Source organism: Gracilibacillus sp. JCM 18860 (assembly GCF_055395245.1).
In genome coordinates this window covers 55,170-74,403 of sequence record NZ_AP043868.1, presented here as the reverse complement: position 1 = coordinate 74,403, position 19,234 = coordinate 55,170, and the positions used below count along the sequence as shown (strand labels likewise).

The following is a 19,234-nucleotide window of genomic DNA, read 5'->3' as shown; positions in this document are numbered from 1 at the left end:
GTGAACATAGAATAGTCTTGGAAAATAATTTTCATACATAGGAGAAAACAACAAATGATTTTTAAAGAGAAAACAAATTACGTCTTATTATTGATTGTTATCTTTGGTGGTTTCTTGATATTTGGGGTCTCAGAAAATATAAAGGGACCTGCACTACCTGATATGCAGGTAGAGCTTAGTCTTAGTGACGGAAAATTAGGACTACTGCTTGCGATTAATTCCTTTAGTTTTTTACTAGCATGTACATTTACCTCTTGGTTAATTAACAAAATCGGGGTAAAAGCTACGAGCATTCTAACCTTTGTAATAATGGCTGGCTCGGGTGTGTTAATCTATTTTTCTACTAACTTCCCTTCATTAGTTGGGGCCTATTTCATCCTATATTTAGGAAATGGTATGTTGGAAATTGGATTAGCTATTATTGCCGCCCGACTGTTTACTAAAAACACAGGGACCATGTTAAACCTCTCTCACTTTTTCTATGGTTTAGGCTCAACGGTAGCTCCAATTGTTGCTGCCCAAATCATGGGATGGGAAATTTCAGCTACTGTGTTAGGCTGGCGCGAAATGTATATGATCATGCTTGCCATATCCTTATTACCAATAATACCTATAGTACTTAGCCGATTTCCAAAAGAAGATGGTACCGAATCTGAAGATAGGACTTCTTTCAAAAAACTAGCTAAAGATCCTATTGCATGGTTAATTGTTTTCGCTTTAACAATGGGTGTAACGACTGAACTAGGGATGGCTGCTTGGTTGGTTAATTATTTAGTACGTGTCAGTGCATGGACGCTTGATGATGCATCCGTTATGCTCTCCATCTTTTTCTTTTCGTTCATGCTTGCAAGACTTTTGTTAGGTCCTGTAACAGATCGACTAGGATACACGTTTTCGATCATAATTTTTTCAGCATTTGCCGGTATTACTAGTATGCTTCCAATTTTTCTTGGCGATTCCTTCGCTATTCTCTTTGCAATTGCAGGATTCGGGATTGGTCCTATTTATCCAACAATGATGGCATTACTCGCGAAAAAATACACAAAAGGAACAGATACTGCCATTACCTTTACTGTTACCCTCATTGGAATTGGAACAGTTATCACTAATTTACTTGTTGGATATATTATTGAATTAGTAACTAACCTTTCGCTTAGATCAACCTATGAAGCTAGTAATCAATTAGGAATGCAGGCAGGCTATTTTTTCCTAGCTACTACGGCATTTCTATGTATGCTAACATGTATGGAGATTTATCGGAGGTTAAAAAAGGAAAAAAACTTGTTATAGCTTATTACTGCGGTTTGTGTGCTTTCGCTGATTAAAAAAATCCGGACTTTATCTCCTATCATTCAGATAAAGTCCGGGTTGTATTTTTTAGTGACAATATGTTTTATTCCGTTAAACTTTTTATTTGTATTTCTTCCACAGTTGCAGTTCCATTATCTAGAAGCTGGACTTGAGCGGTTATCATATCACCTTTTTCTAAAAAAATGGACAGTGGAGCTTTGCTTGCGTTAACGGTGTATATGGTTTGATCATTTGTTAAGAGAAATTGTACCATTTGACCTTGTTCAGTGGAGGTTACCAATACACGATTGACTTCACCACTGCGTGTTTCCAATGTTGCTTCATCTGTCGCTCCAACATTACCAGGGTTCTGAAGGAGAGCCATACGATATGCATCCAATGTTGCTCTGGCGGTATCACCAAACACAGCAAAGTCAGAGTCATTTGCTTTGATATAAGCAAATTGCTTGTGTAAGCCGTTTGGATCTAGAACATTTACAACCCATGTCGGGTTCCCATCAATATTGTACAGTACTGGCATATATCCTTTCCAATTCTTCTCCGGATATTCTTTATTGACAATCTGCTTTGCTCCTTCACTATCCATTATGGCACTATTCTTTTGTCCACCAAAATATGTTAGTTCACCGGTCCTAGCATGTATGAGAGTATACCCTAGAGCAGAATCGATATTTTCCTTCGGTGATGTTAAATCAGTAAAGTAGTACATATCTCCATTTTCATCAAACATCGGTGTAACACCCGTCTCAGAGCCTGATTCATTTGGAATTTTTACATCTCTTTTTCCAAAAATACTATTTAACCAGCCATGAATATATTTACCAAAATATTTGTTTTCCAAGGTGGCTAATTCCGAGCTAATCGAGCCCTCAATAAATTCTGGTGCATCACTTGTTTTATACATATCCATCTCACCACTTTGCGGATCAATGACGACGACTCTTAATTGCTGCATGTCTGGTTTATTAGTAATGTGCATTGGTCGATATACTGTTTGTACGTACCATGGCTTTCCATCCTCGTCAACCTCAATCTGTGCTTCACCACTTTGGATATACTGTGGATATTTGTTATAAATCACGCGGTTAACATACTTATGAAAGTAACTACTGTTCGTATATTGCATGGAACTTTCGTGAAATTGAGGTTGGGCATTTACATTGGTTGCGGAAATAGTAAAATAACCTGCTGTTTCCTTCCCTCTAACAAACTTCCAAAAACCCGAGAATTCTACAGGTGCAACATACACAACCTCACCCTTTAATTGTTGTACTTGTAATTTCCCTAAATCATAGAACTGTGGATTTGGGACAACACTCATCGCCTTTTGAATTTTATTACGAGCAAATTCAGGAGCAACCGTTATGGGTGTTTCCTCTTTAGAGAGTGGCTTCGCCTCCTCTTGCTCAGCAGTGGAAATGGAATCATGTGCTTCATCCAATGACGTAATACTAACAATCATGACCACAACTATCGCTATTACTGCTAATCCAAGAATCGATATAACTGGTCTTAGTACACTTGTTTCAGCTTTTTCTCCTGGCTGAATCATATAAAGATACAAAGGTATAAGTACTATGGCAATAATCGTATTAGCAATTAACATGTTTGGAACCGTAATGGTTGGCATGACAAAATAATACACAATGGCTGTTATAACAAATCCAACGATAAACAAAATCAAACCTTGTTTAAATAGTCTAGAAGCATTTAGTTTTGATACGGTAACAGTAATTATTACCCCTACCATAAATAAAATCATTGACAATAATGTTGCAATTATAACCCCTATCATTCATTATCCCCTTTCTTTTTGTCTATAGTAGTTGTACGATTGAAAAGGTGAAAATGTTTCAACAAATTTTCTAAAAACCATCTTAAAAAGGTTCTGCTGTTCGAAAATAATAATTCTCTTCCTCTGTAAGAATCAATATCCCTTGGCGGTCTTTCTCAAGAAAAATACTCGCATCAATACCACTTCCCCATTTCGGGTTTACCTCGATAAGTTGATAGGGAAATTGTTTAGGAGTACCCTGTTCTGTGTGCAAATCTTCCTCTATCCAATAATAATCATCTGATTCCTCTAAATAGGCCGATTCTACCATTTCCATCAATTTACTAAGACTAACAGAATATTCTATTTTAGAGGTATCTACATTGATCACTTCCATATTACTCGTATCTGAGATAAATGTATGAATATCGCTTTTATCATAGATTTGACCATGTATAAGATTAGCAATTAAGGATAGAAACAAGAAAATATAATTTGCCCAAAAACCTAACCATGCATATGGTTTATACTTTTCCCATGAACCTCTTTTTTTCAAGAATAATGCTAAAATTAGTACTCCTAAAGGTATAACTGCGAAACTGATCGAATGGCTCCTAGAAACCCAATTAAGATCTAATGCTAGGAAGCCAATCAAAATAATAAAAACCAACTTCCAATTCTCTAAATCATCTGTCTTTTTTTGATAAATCTTAAAGGCAATGAACCCTATAATAGACCATGAAATGATCGTGGCAAACCATTCTATCAAATTGAAATGAATAAACATTTCATTCCTCACCCCGTTATATCCCAGTAATTCTAATTACTTTCATTATATCGTAATAACCAGTTTTCTAGAATTGTTTTTAGCTGAGGATGCAATGGCTTGTGGACGTTTTTCTTATATGCATTTTTTGCATCTAAGATATTTGGTTCTTCTGTTTCTTCTTTTAACATATGATCCATTGATTCGAGCTCATAGCACTGTGCATCTGCTACTAATTCCCTTATTCTATCTAATTTTTTAGCATCTGTTTGAATATCAACATTTCCAGTAACAGCTAGAACAGGACAGGTTAATTTCTTTAAATCGCCTAATAAATCATAATCAAAATGTTCCCTCAACCATTTAGCAGGTAATGGCATCATCTGCACTTTTATAATATCCTTATCCGAGTCTCTCATCTTCTTAAATAAGCGTTGGTTTTTTTTCTCTGCTTTTTCCGCTAAAGAGAAGGTACGAAATAACCAACCAGTAATATTTTTCTTCTCTTCTAATGCTTGGAAGCTTAGCTCTCTCTGACGTTTTGTTGCTTCTTCTAACGTCTCGCCCCCACCAGCTAACAGAATTAGGCCACCTACTTCTGTACTTGCTGCAACTGCTGTACCAATCATGGTCCCCTCACTATGTCCTAAGAGCAAAATATTTTCCAAACCGAAAGCTGGATCATTTCTTAAATGCTCGATTATAGCTTTCACATCCTGAATAGAATCATATAACCCTGTCGCAAGATGATTCCCTTCACTTTTTCCTACTCCTCTTTTGTCATAACGAAACGTTATAAAGCCTAGCTCTACCAAATAATCGGATAGATCTTTGTAAATATTAAAATTCACCTTTGGTTTAAGAACATTGCCATCACGATCGATTTTCCCCGAACCTGGAATAAAAATGATTGCGGTACCATTCAAGTTTTCTTTAGGCATACTAACAGTTCCAGATAATTGCACCTCACCGTTCATTATCAATTCTTTTTTTTGCATCGCTATCCTTCTCCCTTCATCGGTATCATAACTGTTGTAATCTTTCTTTTTTTTCTATTTTCAGTTGGCTCATTTGACTGATATTTTTGGTACACTTTTTTCAATTCATAGACAAACTCCTTAAACTCATCGTCAGACATATAATAAATCCCTTGTCGATAACTAACACCATCTGCTAAAAAATCATGATTACCCTGCTCTAAATAATTGCCAAAGTCTTGTACTGTATTGGAAATAAACGTAGTAAATAAATCTAAATGTTCCTCCTTGGATAAACTTTTTAGGTCATTTGGTGCGATACTATCAGCACCTTTTGCTAGACTATATACCCTTTCCATCGTACCTCTCTTCGGTATTTCTTTTTTTACGATAATCAAGCCTATATCATGCAAATATTTGATGTGACGGTACAAGGTTGCATGAGGAACATTGGGTAGAAGTGAAGCAAGTTGAGAGGCTGTAAGTTCTTTTCCTCCGGCTAATGTTTGAATAATTTCCATTCGAACCGGATGTAATAACTTTTTCCATTTGCTATTATCCATTTTCATTCTCCTCATCATTATTATCACTTTTAATAATAATATCATTTTTGATATTAGTCAATAGGTACTGAGTTAATTTTAGTAGTTAATCATATACGAGAAATACGTCAGAGAAGAGGAATTACTCAAATAAAAATGGCGGAAGATTTACAAGTGACACGACAAACAATTAATGCCATTGAAAAGAATAAATATAACCCTAGCTTGTAATTAGCCTTAAAACTAGTGGAGTATTTTGATCTACCAATTGAAGAGATATTTTTTAGAGGAGGACAAAAATTGAACAGCAGAAAAAGAAAAGAATTAGCTGCCATTTCCACAAGATGGATTCCGTTTTTTATTTATACATGTATTTTTATTTGCTCTGTATTAGGATCATTTCTTTATTATCTTTTTCAAGATGAATTTCCACATGAAGTAATAGTAGGTGGGCTTTTAGCATTGATTATTTTATCAATTATCGAAGTAATTAAGCAGAAACGAAAAAAAGACAATCTTCCTGAAGCTGATGAACGAATGTAATAACAGATAAATTTCAATAACTTTTTAACTTTATCTAGTCACTAAAAGAGACAATGATACTCTGAACAATATCTCGCAAAAATATCCGCGCACACGCAAAAAAGCGGGAGCAACTTGCAAAAATATCTGCGCAGATGCAAAAAAGCAGGAGCAACTTGCAATAATATCCGCGCAGATGCAAAAAAGCAGGAGCAACTTGCAATAATATCCACGCAGATGCAAAAAAGCAGGAGCAACTCGCAATAATATCCGCGCAGATGCAAAAAAGCAGGAGCAACTTGCAATAATATCCGCGCAGATGCAAAAAAGCGGGAGCAACTTGCAATAATATCCGCGCAGATGCAAAAAAGCAGGAGTAACTTGCAATAATATCCGCGCAGATGCAAAAAAGCGGGAGCAACTCGCAAAAATATCCGCGCAGATGCAAAAAAGCGGGAGCAACTCGCAAAAATATCCGCGCAGATGCAAAAAAGCAGGAGCAACTTGCAATAATATCTGCGCAGATGCAAAAAAGCAGGAGCAACTCGCAAAAATATCCGCGCAGATGCAAAAAAGCAGGAGCAACTTGCAATAATATCCGCGCAGATGCAAAAAAGCGGGAGCAACTCGCAAAAATATCCGTGCACACGCAAAAAAGCGGGAGCAACTTGCAAAAATATCTACTATTGTACGGAATAATTATTTTCTAGCCATTCCTGAACACTTTGGCCATTCACTTCTCTAATCTCTTCTACATCCTTTTGATCGATAATTGTTCCCTCTTTCATTATTACTACCTCATCCAATAAAGACTCTATTTCTAACAATTCATGTGTTGTCAAAATCACAGTTTGATAATTAAGATCAATAAATTGAATGATACCTTGTATAATTTTACTTTTTACCATTGGGTCTAAACCGGCAAGTGGTTCATCTAGTAATAAAATAGGTGCTTCACGTGCAAGTGTTACCGTAATTTTCACTCGTCCTAATTGACCTTTAGATAAGTATTGAATCTTCTCATTAGAGTCTAGCTGAAAAAAATTTAGTAAGTCCTTTGCTTTTTCTAGCTGAAAATCATCGTATTGAGACTGGTAAAAATTTATTAATTCTTGAACAGAAAAGTAAGAATAAAAATACTCGTTATCTGGACTATAGGCAATGATCTGACTTCGGTCTTTTATATTGGAATCCAATGAAACAGTTCCACTAGATGGATGAAGGATCCCTGCCATTGTTTTTAAGAAGGTAGTTTTGCCACTACCGTTCTCTCCAATAATACCAATTATTTTCCCGATCGGTATTGTCATATTACAGTTTTTCAATATAGATTTCCATCCCATTTTTTTACTTATGTTTTTTACTTTAATCACGAGTCTCCACCCCACTTCTCATCCATCATATTTTCTTTAATCTCTTCTAATGAATAGCCGAGAGCTTCCATAGCCTCTATAAAATCATAAATATACCGTTCTTTCAGCTTTTCTTTCCATTTAGTTATCATTTCTTGCTCCTCCGTTACAAAGGTTCCTTGGCCTCTTCTAGATATAGCCATTCCTCTCGATTCTAATTCTCGATAGACTCGTTGAATTGTATTTGGATTTACACCAAGGTCAATCGCAAACTCTCTTACTGATGGAAGCTTATCCCCTTTTTTCCGTTTATTACTGACAATTTCTTGGATTACTTGGTCGACTATTTGGAGATAAATTGGTTTATCTGATTGAAATTTTCCCTTCATGCTAAACCTCCACTTTTTCTTCTAAAAGCAAAGTGAATAAGTAATAAAGTAGCCACAAGATCCCCACCGTAAAGATAAATAAGCTTAGAGATATTTGGTTATATTGTGTAATAAAAATTAAATCCAGTGCCAGATCTTCAAAATAACCGAAGGATATTGTCCATAATGACCCGATCCAATTAATGAGGGGCTCAGACCAGCTGAACAATTTGCTGAATAAAATAGCTAAACCAACTAAACAAAGTATGCTGATAGGAAAACCTACCCTTGTGATGAGCATTCGATGAATAACCCATGCAGCATAAACAATGACATTTAACCATAATCCGATCATAAAAGTGTAATGGAATAAAACGAATAAGATACTAATTAAAGTATTCGAAGTAACCTCTAAATAATTTATCCACTTTAATACAAACAAAAAGATAGTCATCCAGCCAAAGAACACAAGGGTTACCCAAATACTATGGAGAAACTTAACCTGTATCGTCCTAAAAATAGCATTTCGATTATACAGTAATAAGGACAGCTGATGTACCTCCATATTTAGACTAAACAATAAGGTTGCTGGCATTAATACTAGCCCCAAGTTTAATATAGCAATCACTTCCCAAAAGTTTTGGAAATTGTCCGAGTCATTGTTTAAAAACAGTGACCAGAATATCATGCCTAGCATCACTATAATAACAACTAGTTGAAATCCCTTCATCATTTTCATTTCTTTATTCCATAAACCTTTGTAATTATTCATTGCTCCACCCCTCATTTGTATTAGTGTACTATTTAAATAGTACACTAATACAAATGTTTAATCAATATCTATTTCATACATGGAATATTACCTACCCCACTTCTAAATCAAAAAAACTACCTCAGAGGTCTGAAGTAGTTTAATCATCTAATTCGGTTAGGTCCACTTGATCCATAATCATATCATTCAATTTTTCATTCACGATTAATTGAAATCGATGAAGCTGTTCTTTTTGTTGGGCATTAGCACTGTTCAATACTCTTTCTATTCCTTGGGCTAGCTTTTCTAATTCCAATTGTGCATTATAATAATCTTCGTTCATTTCAAATTGATTTCGATTTGACATATCTAACTGCTCTTCTGCCTGCTGAATGATATGCTGTCCTTCAATCAATAAGTTCTCGATTGAATCTCTCGTCGTCATTTTTATCACCTCATGTTTATTGTGAGGTAATTTTTATTTTTCATACTTCTTTTATTTGTTAAAATAAATTGGAAGATAGCCATCTTTTCAAAATTTCATCAAGTAAAAATTAGGAGAAGAAATAATATGAAAAAAATATTAGCTTATTCACATCATTTGTTAGAAGAGGTTGTCAGACAAGGGGATACTGTAATGGATGCAACATGTGGTAATGGAAATGATACCTTTTTTCTCAGTCAACTAGTTAAAGAAGACGGGAACGTTTTTGCATTTGATATACAAGAAAAAGCTTTAGAAAACACCTCCACACTATTATCGAAAAATAATATACAAAATGTAAAACTGATACATGACGGCCATGAAAATTGCGAAAAATATATTCCTACAAATGATGAACTTGCAGGAGCCATATTTAATCTTGGCTATCTGCCTAAAGGAGACCATCAAATTATTACGACTCCACAAAACACTATTCGTGCCATTCAATCCATTTTGACACGACTTCGTCCGAATGGAAGAATCGTTATCGTTGTTTATCATGGACATATGGGTGGGAAGGAAGAAAAAGAAAAAGTACTCGATTTCTGTGGCAATTTAGATCAATCCTATTATCAGGTATTACAATATCAATTTATCAATCAAATAAACCACCCACCTTTTATTATTGCCATTGAGAAATTATGCTAGAGCTAAATAAGGACATGTATCGATTTTCCACATGTCCCTATTCCCTAATAAAATCAACGATATTTGTATCATTCAGCTTAAATTCCTTTAAGAATTGCTTTAAGTATTGCTCTATATATGCATGTCTTTCAATAGCTAGCTGATATCCTGTTTTCGTATTCATTAGATTCTTCAGTTTTAGTAGCTTCTCATAAAAGTGGTGAAGTCCACTAGACTTTCCTTTTCTGTATTCCTCTACTGTCATTTCTTCTCTTATCTCGATAGTAGGATCATACATGGCAGTTCCTTTTTTCCCGGCATAAATAAAGCATCTCGCGATTCCGATTGCACCAATCGCATCGAGTCTATCTGCATCCTGTACCACCTTAGCTTCCAAGGAATTGACAAGCTGGTTATTCCCTCCTTTAAAGGACATTGTACTTACAATCTGTATAATGTGATCACAATCTACCTCTCGTATATTAAAATCTTTTAACCATGCTTGTATATTATCCATTCCCTCTTTTTCATTGGCAACAACCTTATCATCAGCCAAATCGTGCAATAGAGCAGCTAAAGTTACAATAAAAATGTCTGCATTTTCTTCCATAGCAATTTGTTGAGCTAGTTTTGTCACACGTTCTATATGATACCAATCATGGCCTGTTCTCTCGTTTGACAACCGATCTCTAACCATTTCCTCTGTTTTTGCTATTATTAACTTTTTATTCAATCGATCACCTCAATATCTCCCCGCTAAACGGTTATATAGCTTTATGTTCCAATGGAAGAATTGTGATTTCCTACCGCTTGCCTTGATCAATTTTTTGACTGTCGAATAGGCTTGTTTCATCTTTTTTACCTTTGGATCCGCTAGATATAAGCCTACAAGGCCATGCTGAATCATTTCATGAAAGTAAGCATCTGGTAGTTTTTTTACTTGATTATTTGTTTGTTCCACGAAAAAAATCAGACGTCTCTCCAGTTCTTCTTCATTTTGATAATAGCTGCAGAAATTCAAGTCACCCTCTTCTGCATCCTCTTGTTGATCAATAAAATAATCTAACATAATATGTAACCCTTGTAGATAAGGAAAATAACTCTCGAAAATAACTTCAGCAAGCTGATCTGTCATCTCCCCAGCCAAAGCATAGGATGTCATACAGAAAATACCTAATGTGGATCCAGTACATGCAGAAAACTCGTACCAGCTTAGCATTGGCCATTTGGATTGATAGGTACTAAACCATTTTTCTAATCTTGGAATTCGTTCTTCGTGACAAACGTGTTTATGTACTTGTAAGTCACTATACAATGCTTCAAGCTGAATCATAAGTCCTTGTATATTTTTATAGTTACTTATTCGACTAACTATTTGTTGACACGTCTTTACCAGATCAGTCAAATAGTCCGCATCCTCTTGTTCTTCTCGGTATTGATAATAATTTTTTAGCTTTACATTTGGTGATAAAGCATCCTCCATTGATTGGTGAAGCATTCTAAAATCCTCCGGGTCTAATGAAGTACTTCGATCACATAGATTGTCAAGATAATCACTTATTGTTTGATAGGCTACAATAAATCGAATAGCTTCTTTCCATTGTTCCCCTGCTAATAGACTATACACACTTCCACCTTGGCAATGGAACTTTTTAGAACGAATACTTGCCAACGCTTGTGTTCGTAATTCTTTATTCGGTATTTTTTTAGCTCTTTCCTGCCAATAATCGAGCTCTTTATTTACTTGTGGAAAAACTTTCTGATAAACCTGTTTTAATAAAATTGGGGCATTTGTTGGGATTGTAATAGACAAAATGGTTCCCTCACTTTTCTTCATTTCTATTTCATATGATATCATATTATTAACTATCTAGCAGGAGGTTCATACGATGATTTTAGAATACAAAGGAAAAATACCTAATATTCATCAACATGCATTTATCGCACCTGATGCTGTCATTACAGGGGATGTTGAAATTGGAGAATTTACAAGTGTTTGGTTTAAAACCGTTATTCGAGGTGATGTAGCGCCTGTTAAAATTGGGGCATATGCTAACATCCAAGACCTATCTCTCCTACACCAAAGCCCAGAACTGCCACTTATTATTGAAAATTATGTTACGGTTGGGCACCAAGTTACTTTACATTCTGCCATTATTCGTAAGCATGCGCTCATAGGGATGGGGTCTATTATTTTGGATGGGGCAGAAATAGGCGAAGGTGCTTTTATTGGGGCAGGAAGCCTTGTACCACCTGGCAAAAAAATCCCACCAAACACACTAGCATTTGGAAGACCAGCTAAAGTAATTCGTAATCTTACCGATAAAGATATTAAGGATATGAATCGTATCCAAAAGGATTACGTAGAAAAAGGAAAATACTATAAAAACAGGATAAGCAACTGATTCTATAAATCATGGTTGCTTTCTCGCTATTTCGAATTTCTACAGTTTGATGGAGGGCAAAATGCTTACAACCCTATTTATCATTTCCATTTTTATGTTCTTCTTTTTATTATATTTTTATAAATCTTATCGAAAAAAAATTATTCAATATATGGCATTGCTTTATATACTGCTATTCGGAACGATAAGTATTGGTACAGGGGGCTACTTACTATATACGGCTGATATTGAATGGGTTTATGCAACAGATTATCAGACAAAACTCTTCACGACACATGCCAATCACCATCTTACGCTTGATACGAAAGTAGAGCATAGTGTTATGCTAGATGCACCAATGGTCTATCAATTACCAGAATTACCGAGAGGCTGTGAGGTGACTACTTTATCTATGCTTCTTCAATATCATGATATAGATGTCGACAAACTTACCCTTGCTTCCCAAATTGTAAAAGATACAACAAACTACAAGCAAGAAAACGGACAAATATTTTTTGGTAACCCGCATGAAGGCTTTGTTGGAGATATGTATAGCTTTGAAAATCCAGGATATGGGGTCTATCATCAGCCGTTAACAGAATTAGCCAAATCTTATGTTGGTAATTTAGCTCAGGATCTAACAGGCTCTGATTTTCATCGTGTTATCGAATCTATTTCTCAGCAAAAGCCCGTGCTTGTCATCACAAATGCTACTTTTCAACCATTAGCAGAAGAAGCCTTTGAAACATGGCAGACACCAGAAGGACCTATTAAGATTACAATGAAAGAGCATGCTGTACTAGTAACTGGCTATGATAAAGATTTCATCTATTTCAATGATCCACTTAAAGGAAAACAAAAAAAGGCTCCCAAACATGCTTTTATTAGCGCTTGGGAGCAAATGGGCAAGCAGGCTATCACCATTGATTATGATTGATGTAGCTTGCTTGCTGCTTTATCCTCTTGTTTTAATAATTCGGTATCGAATTTATTTTCAATAAAAATTTGATGCCAGAGCATAAACATAAACACTGTCCACAATTTTCTACTATTATCTGCTTTATTTGCACAATGTTCCTCTAACAATTGAGTAATAATGGTTTTATCCAATAAATGATCTGTAGCACTTTCTTTAATTAGATCTCTTGCCCATTGATTCAATTCATTTTTCAACCAATGACGTATTGGTACAGGGAAACCTAATTTTTTTCTATCAAGGATATGGTCTGGTACGATACCTCTAGATGCTAATCTTAGGATATGCTTCGTCGTGCCTTCTGCTATTTTCATGTCTACAGGTATTTCGCTCGCTACCCGGAATACTTCCTTATCTAAGAAGGGCACTCGTAACTCTAAAGAATGAGCCATTGTCATTCTATCTGCTTTTAACAAAATATCCCCGCGCAACCATGTTTGGATATCGACATATTGCATCTGATTAACTGGATCAATACCTTGAACATTTTGATAAAAAGGTGCGGTAATCTGTTGATAATTAATATTCGATTGATGAGTTTTTAATAGTTTTTGCTTCTCTTTTTCTTCGAACATCTTGGCATTACCAATATAACGATCCTGGAGCGGGGTTGTACCTCTCTCCAAGAAGCTTTTCCCTTTCACACCTTCTGGTAATATTTGCGCTACACGTGCCAATAAATCTTTAGCTGGTGTTGGAATAGATTGAAATACTTTTAATGATTCTGGCTCTCGATAAATATTATATCCACCAAATAACTCATCTGATCCTTCTCCAGATAGAACAACAGTTACATGCTTTTTCGCTTCTCTTGCAACAAAATATAATGGGACACAAGCTGGGTCAGCAAGTGGGTCATCGAGATGCCAGATAATTTTAGGTAATTTCTTGACATACTCTTCTGGCGAAATGATATAAGAGTGATTTTCCACTCCAAGTTTATCTGCTGTTTCCTTTGCAACATCCACCTCTGAATATCCCTCTTGCTCAAATCCTACAGAGAATGTCTTGATATTCGGATGGTATTCCTTCGCCATCGCAACAATTAAAGATGAGTCTATTCCGCCAGATAAAAATGATCCAACAGGTACATCACTTCGCATATGCACCTTAACTGAATCATACATCACATCTTGAATCTTTTTGATCAGTGCTTGCTTGTCCTGATCAACAGGCTGGAATTGTGCATGAAAATAACGTGTAAAGGTGATTTCTTTATCAAGAGGCTTGACAAAATAATGGCCTGGATTTAGTTTCTCTATATTTTCGTGCATTGTCATAGGCTCAGGAACATATTGAAAGCTTAGATAGTGCTGTAATGCTTCTCTGTCAACCGTGCCCTCTATATCTCCTAGCAAGCTTTTTTTCTCTGAAGCAAAATACATTCCTTCTTCCGCGTTTTTGAAGAATAGTGGCTTAATTCCAAATGGGTCTCTTGCCCCATAAAGAACCTGATTTTCTTTATCCCAAATTAGGATCGCAAACATTCCTCTTAATTGTTCAAATGCTTTTACACCATACTCTTGAAACATGGCTAAAATCACTTCTGTGTCTGAATCAGTTGTGAAGGAATAACCCTTTTTTTGTAATTCTTCTCTAAGTTCAATATAGTTATAAATTTCACCATTAAACACCATCCAGTACTGTTCATCATGGTATGTAAACGGCTGATGTCCACTTTCAATATCTATAATGCTTAATCTTCTAAAGCCAAATAAAACGTGATTATCTTCATAATAGCCTTCATCATCTGGACCACGGTGATAAATGGCTGTATTTTTATTTTCGAACTGTTGTCTTTGTTCACTTTCCCACATTTTATTATCAGATTTTAATATACCAATAAACCCACACATAAATTATTTCCTTCCTTCTTTTCCCTTCTATTATAGTAGACGAATTTTACCCTACTGAGGTTACTTCTCCTATCGTTATATATTCGCTCTTTTCCACTATAAGAATGGGTGTAATTTCATGATGATTGTTTAAAACCGAGCATGTACTATTACTCTTATCACCTATACGCGAGACCTTATTCATCAGAAAAGGTCAAGTCCTCACAGGCACTTGACCTCATCTCAATTACTCTATTTTATCTGTTTCTTAGCCTTTTGACAAGTAAGATCTTAATTGATCGACCTTATTTGTTTTTTCCCACGGGAATTCTGTGTCTGTCCGTCCGAAATGGCCATATGCGGCAGTTTGACGGTAAATTGGTCTTCTTAAATCAAGCATTTTAATAATACCTGCTGGACGCAAATCAAAATGCTCGCGAACTGCTGCAACAAGTTCTTCCTCCGTATATTTCCCCGTACCAAATGTATTTATGGAGATGGATACAGGCTGTGCCACCCCAATTGCATAGGCAAGTTGAACTTCACATGCTTCCGCTAATTCAGCTGCAACAATATTCTTTGCTACATAGCGTGCTGCATAAGCGGCAGAGCGATCCACTTTTGTTGCATCCTTTCCACTGAATGCTCCACCACCATGACGTGCATAGCCACCGTAAGTGTCTACAATTATTTTCCTTCCTGTAAGTCCTGCATCTCCCTGGGGACCACCAATTACAAAGCGGCCTGTTGGATTGATAAAGTATTTTGTCTCCGTATCTAAGAGTTCTGCTGGAACAATTGGGTTAATAACAAATTCTTTTAAATCTGCTTGAATTTGCTCTAGTGTTATATCCTGATGATGTTGAGTAGAGATAACAATCGTATCAATTCTAATCGGTTTGTCATTTTCATCATACTCAACGGTGACTTGTGTTTTACCATCTGGTCGCAAATAACTCAGCGTACCATTTTTTCTTACGTCAGATAATTGCTTAGCTAACTTATGTGCCAAACTAATTGGAAGTGGCATTAATTCAGGTGTTTCATTATTAGCATAACCAAACATTAATCCTTGGTCTCCTGCACCAATTGCCTCGATCTCATCATCTGACATTTTACCTTCTCTTGCCTCTAATGCAACATTAACACCACCAGCGATATCTGCTGATTGTTCATCAATGGCTGTTAGCACTCCACACGTCTCTGCATCGAAGCCATATTTTGCTCTTGTATAACCGATTTCTTTAATAGTATTGCGAACAATTTTAGGAATATCAACATACGTGCTTGTAGAAATTTCTCCAGAAACAAGAACTAATCCTGTTGTGACAGTCGTCTCACAAGCTACTCTAGCATTGGGGTCATTTTTCACTATTTCATCTAAAATCGCATCAGAAATTTGATCACAGATTTTATCAGGATGACCCTCTGTGACTGATTCTGATGTGAATAATCTTCTATTTTCTGGCATTATCATTTTTCCTCCTTCAACACTTTCCATTCCAATTGAGCACTTTGATTCTGTCTTTTCTATTTATGAATTCTTAATGTTCTCTTCTAACTCTCTATCTACTACTATACCGTTTTTATCGACAGAATGCACGAAAACCCAATCACAATTAAACCGATTTATTTAGTTGGTTATAAAAACATTATTTTAAGCTAATCAAACAAAATGAAGAGAAACCTACTCCAAAATAAGTACGCTTCCCTTTATGGCATACGTCTCCACACTGTTTTATCGTATCGGAAGTGGATAATAAAGTCAATTTATTTTTAGTAACTAGCTTCTTTCTGATGGTTGCTGGAACGATGTCTATCTAAAAAATCCGAGCCTTGTTAAGGCTCGGATAGCAGTGCGCTGACGGACATTAAATACTTAAATAAAGCAAACTTAGCTTCTTGATTGATTTGAATTAATCAAAAGCTTTTCTTTCACATACTGAATGCTATAGGTTAAAACATCATCTTTCATAATGAAACTAAAGGCCATATTTGATTGAATATCTTCTGGTAACGAATCTAATAAAACAGGTCCTGCTGTTTCAAAATAATGATCGTTTTTGGCTAAGCCACTTATTTCAGCATAATAAATATTTTTGGTTAGTTGATCATGCTTCCCTTTGACATAATATTGGCCAATATAGGTTAACTGATCAACCTCTCCTCCCGTCTCTTCATGTACTTCTCGAATAGCAGCCTCGGCTGCTGTCTCATTCTTTTCTACTTTTCCACCAGGAAACTCTAGTCCACGATCGAGGTGTTTCGTTAGTAGCCATTTGGATTGATAGCGACAGATAACCCAAACATGTTTTGGATTTTTATTAAAGGGATGATCCTCAAAGGATAGCTGTATCTTATTGTGATAATAATCATAAAAAGTTTTCATACATCTATTTTACCTCTTATGAATCTACATGGCTAATCTTAACTATTTTCCATTGATTATTGATTTTTTTAAACTGAATATTAATCATATAATTGCCATATAAATCTGTTTGATTTTGTTGACTTATTTCTACTATATTCCCATCTAATCTTGTTCTTTCATAGTTGTTTTCCTTTTGGAACCATGGTGGTGTTTCCGTTGGTACAATATATAAGCCATCTTGCTTTTCTTGATAATAGTATTCTACATAAGGCAAGGCTACTTCTTTTGTCGTTATTTTTTCAAAAGCTTGAATCAGCTCTTCTTTTGTTTGATAGTGAATAATCTTGTTGTCGCCATCTATTTCCTGTACTAATGTTTGCATAAATTTATCGGTTAGCTCGACAATGGTTTCATGGGATAGTTCTGTTTGTTTTTCTTCCTTTACTAGTTGCTTGATATCCTCAAAGTTGGCATTGTTTAAACTTTGTTGTTTGTAGGCATTGTTTTTTCCAGTTGCTAGACTTTGATCGGTGTTGTATTGGCTAACAATCATGATCGCAAAAATAAGAAGTATTCCTGTTGTCAATGTTACCAATAATTTCTTCAATGCTCTCCCCCCCATCTTATATTACTATTACCTTTTTTCCTATTAAATTAAACCTTTATTACTAGATATTTATTTAAAATGAATACTTTAATTAAAAAGACGATTTAGAGAGAGAAAATGTTTCATTTTTTTATTTATTATTAATAAATCAGTTCTCTTTACCTATATTGTATTTATCCATAGCTGCTTTCGTCTCTTCATCTGCTAGTTCATATATCATTTGATAAACACCTTTTATCCCTTCATCATATGCATCGTTTTGTGGATCATTATGATAAGGGGTAAAAGGGATATGTGCTCGTACATAAGTGCTTAGATCTGCATCATGTATTTCATCAAATTTTAGTCTAAGTAATGTGATTTCTTCATCGTTTGCTTGAATCACAAACTCTGCATTACCACCATATGGGATGTGAGATATTTCTTGGGTACCTATATTAACATAATATTTTTTCTTTTCCATTGTTTTCACTCCTTCTCGATAGTTATATGTTAGAAGAGGGAAAACATACTTAGTAAAACTTGCCTTTCTAAAGGCATAAAAAATCCTCTATCTCTAAACAGATAAAGGATTTTCTTTATTACACAGTTTGCATTTGCTTTTGTTTGGATTCTTCGACTGCTTCTTTAATTAAGCAGCGTCCACGTCCATGTGGTATACACATCGGTGTTCCGAACATTGGGTCATACATCACATCACACTTCATTTGAAAAACATCATGTACTAAGCCACAATTAATTATTTCTTCTGGCTTACCTTGCGCGTAAACCTGCTTATCCTTAATTGCCACAATATGGTGAGCATAACGACAAGCTAGATTTAAATCATGTAGAACCATTACAATCGTACTTTTTCTTTTTTCATTTAGTTCAAACAATAAGTCTAATATTTCAATTTGATGAGTCATATCAAGATAAGTCGTTGGTTCGTCCAATAAAACCGTATCTGTACCTTGTGCCAAAGTCATCGCAATCCACGCACGTTGACGTTGCCCGCCTGATAAGGAATCCACCTCACGATCTTTTAATGCCGTCATATTCGTTGCCGATAAAGCTTCATTGACTGCCTGCTCATCTTCTGGAGACCAACGCTTGAACATCGTCTTATATGGATGACGTCCTTGCTTCACTAATTCTTCAACGGTTAATCCTTCTGGACTTGTTGGGCTTTGAGGCAAAATCGCTAGTTGTTTTGCTACTTCCTTTGTAGGTATTTTGGCAATGTCTTTTCCGTTAAGTACTACATCACCATCTTTTGGCTTTAATAAACGCGCTAATGATCGTAATAATGTTGACTTACCACAACCATTTCCACCGATAAAGACAGTAATTTCACCCTTTGGAATAGCAATATCTAAATCATCTATAATAATTTCTTCTCCATAACCTAATGTTAAATCCTTTGCTACTAATGTTTCCATTCTGGAACCTCTCCCTCGCTTACGTTCGTTCGCAAACCTTTGTGTTATTCCTTAAATGGTTAATCGTTCCATTCTCTAAGTATCTTCTACTTTTTAGTGTAGTGGGTTTCTGCAAAAATGTCAATGATAATCTTTATCAATTATGAAGGAGTTTTTTATTAATATT

General features: G+C 35.5%; 22 protein-coding genes and 1 pseudogene. 7 read left to right on the top strand and 16 right to left on the bottom strand.

The annotated features are described in order from the left end of the window. Positions 1-54 precede the first annotated feature (54 nt). Positions 55-1,290, top strand: coding sequence for an MFS transporter (locus tag ACZ5R4_RS00430; RefSeq protein ID WP_109984569.1), 1,236 nt, complete (start codon positions 55-57; stop codon positions 1,288-1,290). Positions 1,291-1,393: 103 nt separating this feature from the next. On the opposite strand, the gene ACZ5R4_RS00425 is transcribed toward ACZ5R4_RS00430, so the two are convergent. The 4 genes from ACZ5R4_RS00425 to ACZ5R4_RS00410 all read right to left on the bottom strand — a co-directional run bounded on the left by ACZ5R4_RS00425 (position 1,394) and on the right by ACZ5R4_RS00410 (position 5,391). After that, on the bottom strand, positions 1,394-3,106 hold the full coding sequence (locus tag ACZ5R4_RS00425; RefSeq protein WP_464367953.1) for a DNA-binding protein: 1,713 nt from the start codon (positions 3,104-3,106) through the stop codon (positions 1,394-1,396). An 82-nt stretch (positions 3,107-3,188) separates the two neighbouring features. Beyond that, positions 3,189-3,872, bottom strand: a complete 684-nt coding sequence (locus ACZ5R4_RS00420; RefSeq protein ID WP_109984571.1) for a hypothetical protein — start codon at positions 3,870-3,872, stop codon at positions 3,189-3,191. 32 nt (positions 3,873-3,904) lie between these two features. Further along, positions 3,905-4,849, bottom strand: a complete 945-nt coding sequence (locus ACZ5R4_RS00415; protein WP_109984572.1) for an alpha/beta hydrolase — start codon at positions 4,847-4,849, stop codon at positions 3,905-3,907. A gap of 2 nt (positions 4,850-4,851) precedes the next feature. After that, the gene (locus ACZ5R4_RS00410; protein WP_181397519.1) at positions 4,852-5,391 is read right to left on the bottom strand and encodes a helix-turn-helix domain-containing protein; all 540 of its coding nucleotides are present in this window, start codon (positions 5,389-5,391) and stop codon (positions 4,852-4,854) included. Between the two features lie 75 nt (positions 5,392-5,466). Between ACZ5R4_RS00410 and ACZ5R4_RS00405 the strand changes: the two are divergent. The 3 genes and pseudogenes from ACZ5R4_RS00405 to ACZ5R4_RS00395 form a co-directional block, all read left to right on the top strand. Beyond that, positions 5,467-5,598: pseudogene (locus ACZ5R4_RS00405) on the top strand (helix-turn-helix transcriptional regulator); the annotation flags it as partial. Between the two features lie 72 nt (positions 5,599-5,670). Further along, positions 5,671-5,913, top strand: coding sequence for a hypothetical protein (locus ACZ5R4_RS00400; protein WP_054859624.1), 243 nt, complete (start codon positions 5,671-5,673; stop codon positions 5,911-5,913). 380 nt (positions 5,914-6,293) lie between these two features. Further along, entirely contained in the window at positions 6,294-6,602 is a 309-nt protein-coding gene (locus ACZ5R4_RS00395) for a hypothetical protein (RefSeq protein WP_464367952.1), read from the top strand. Here the strand turns inward: ACZ5R4_RS00395 and ACZ5R4_RS00390 are convergent. From ACZ5R4_RS00390 to ACZ5R4_RS00375, 4 genes are all read right to left on the bottom strand, one after another. Further along, positions 6,576-7,265, bottom strand: a complete 690-nt coding sequence (locus ACZ5R4_RS00390; protein WP_464367951.1) for an ATP-binding cassette domain-containing protein — start codon at positions 7,263-7,265, stop codon at positions 6,576-6,578. The genes ACZ5R4_RS00395 and ACZ5R4_RS00390 overlap by 27 nt on opposite strands. Continuing rightward, complete coding sequence (locus ACZ5R4_RS00385) at positions 7,262-7,633, bottom strand: GntR family transcriptional regulator (RefSeq protein WP_109984622.1); 372 nt, start codon at positions 7,631-7,633, stop codon at positions 7,262-7,264. Before ACZ5R4_RS00385 ends, ACZ5R4_RS00390 begins: the two co-directional genes overlap by 4 nt. A 1-nt stretch (position 7,634) precedes the next feature. Next, positions 7,635-8,384 (bottom strand): hypothetical protein, encoded by a 750-nt coding sequence (locus tag ACZ5R4_RS00380; protein WP_464367950.1) that lies wholly within the window; start codon positions 8,382-8,384, stop codon positions 7,635-7,637. Between the two features lie 139 nt (positions 8,385-8,523). Beyond that, positions 8,524-8,808: a DUF2524 family protein gene (locus tag ACZ5R4_RS00375; RefSeq protein WP_054787489.1), complete on the bottom strand. Its 285-nt coding sequence runs from the start codon at positions 8,806-8,808 to the stop codon at positions 8,524-8,526. Positions 8,809-8,934: 126 nt separating this feature from the next. Here ACZ5R4_RS00375 and mnmM point away from each other — a divergent pair, with 126 nt between their 5' ends. Further along, positions 8,935-9,495, top strand: a complete 561-nt coding sequence (gene mnmM, locus ACZ5R4_RS00370) for a tRNA 5-(aminomethyl)-2-thiouridylate-methyltransferase MnmM (protein WP_054859629.1) — start codon at positions 8,935-8,937, stop codon at positions 9,493-9,495. Between the two features lie 37 nt (positions 9,496-9,532). Here the strand turns inward: mnmM and ACZ5R4_RS00365 are convergent, their stop codons facing one another. Together ACZ5R4_RS00365 and ACZ5R4_RS00360 are read right to left on the bottom strand one after the other, a co-directional pair. After that, complete coding sequence (locus ACZ5R4_RS00365; protein ID WP_109984624.1) at positions 9,533-10,207, bottom strand: HD domain-containing protein; 675 nt, start codon at positions 10,205-10,207, stop codon at positions 9,533-9,535. A gap of 9 nt (positions 10,208-10,216) precedes the next feature. Beyond that, positions 10,217-11,311: a tetraprenyl-beta-curcumene synthase family protein gene (locus tag ACZ5R4_RS00360; RefSeq protein ID WP_464367949.1), complete on the bottom strand. Its 1,095-nt coding sequence runs from the start codon at positions 11,309-11,311 to the stop codon at positions 10,217-10,219. A gap of 52 nt (positions 11,312-11,363) precedes the next feature. On the opposite strand from ACZ5R4_RS00360, the gene ACZ5R4_RS00355 reads away from it, so the two are divergent. Further along, complete coding sequence (locus ACZ5R4_RS00355; RefSeq protein ID WP_464367948.1) at positions 11,364-11,879, top strand: gamma carbonic anhydrase; 516 nt, start codon at positions 11,364-11,366, stop codon at positions 11,877-11,879. Positions 11,880-11,940: 61 nt separating this feature from the next. Then, the gene (locus ACZ5R4_RS00350) at positions 11,941-12,795 is read left to right on the top strand and encodes a C39 family peptidase (RefSeq protein ID WP_277679211.1); all 855 of its coding nucleotides are present in this window, start codon (positions 11,941-11,943) and stop codon (positions 12,793-12,795) included. On the opposite strand, the gene asnB is transcribed toward ACZ5R4_RS00350, so the two are convergent. The 6 genes from asnB to ACZ5R4_RS00320 all read right to left on the bottom strand — a co-directional run bounded on the left by asnB (position 12,786) and on the right by ACZ5R4_RS00320 (position 19,068). Continuing rightward, entirely contained in the window at positions 12,786-14,690 is a 1,905-nt protein-coding gene (gene asnB / locus ACZ5R4_RS00345) for an asparagine synthase (glutamine-hydrolyzing) (RefSeq protein ID WP_109984627.1), read from the bottom strand. The two genes, ACZ5R4_RS00350 and asnB, sit on opposite strands and share 10 nt — an antisense overlap. A gap of 247 nt (positions 14,691-14,937) precedes the next feature. Beyond that, positions 14,938-16,140 (bottom strand): methionine adenosyltransferase, encoded by a 1,203-nt coding sequence (gene metK, locus ACZ5R4_RS00340; RefSeq protein ID WP_109984628.1) that lies wholly within the window; start codon positions 16,138-16,140, stop codon positions 14,938-14,940. Positions 16,141-16,563: 423 nt separating this feature from the next. Further along, the gene (ytkD, locus tag ACZ5R4_RS00335) at positions 16,564-17,058 is read right to left on the bottom strand and encodes an RNA deprotection pyrophosphohydrolase (protein ID WP_109984629.1); all 495 of its coding nucleotides are present in this window, start codon (positions 17,056-17,058) and stop codon (positions 16,564-16,566) included. Between the two features lie 16 nt (positions 17,059-17,074). Continuing rightward, entirely contained in the window at positions 17,075-17,647 is a 573-nt protein-coding gene (locus ACZ5R4_RS00330) for a hypothetical protein (RefSeq protein ID WP_054859632.1), read from the bottom strand. A gap of 148 nt (positions 17,648-17,795) precedes the next feature. Then, positions 17,796-18,110 carry a hypothetical protein gene (locus ACZ5R4_RS00325; protein ID WP_054859633.1) on the bottom strand — a complete coding sequence of 105 codons (315 nt, stop codon included), beginning with the start codon at positions 18,108-18,110 and terminating at the stop codon, positions 17,796-17,798. A 118-nt stretch (positions 18,111-18,228) separates the two neighbouring features. Then, entirely contained in the window at positions 18,229-19,068 is an 840-nt protein-coding gene (locus ACZ5R4_RS00320) for an ABC transporter ATP-binding protein (RefSeq protein ID WP_054859634.1), read from the bottom strand. Between the last annotated feature and the right edge of the window lie 166 nt (positions 19,069-19,234).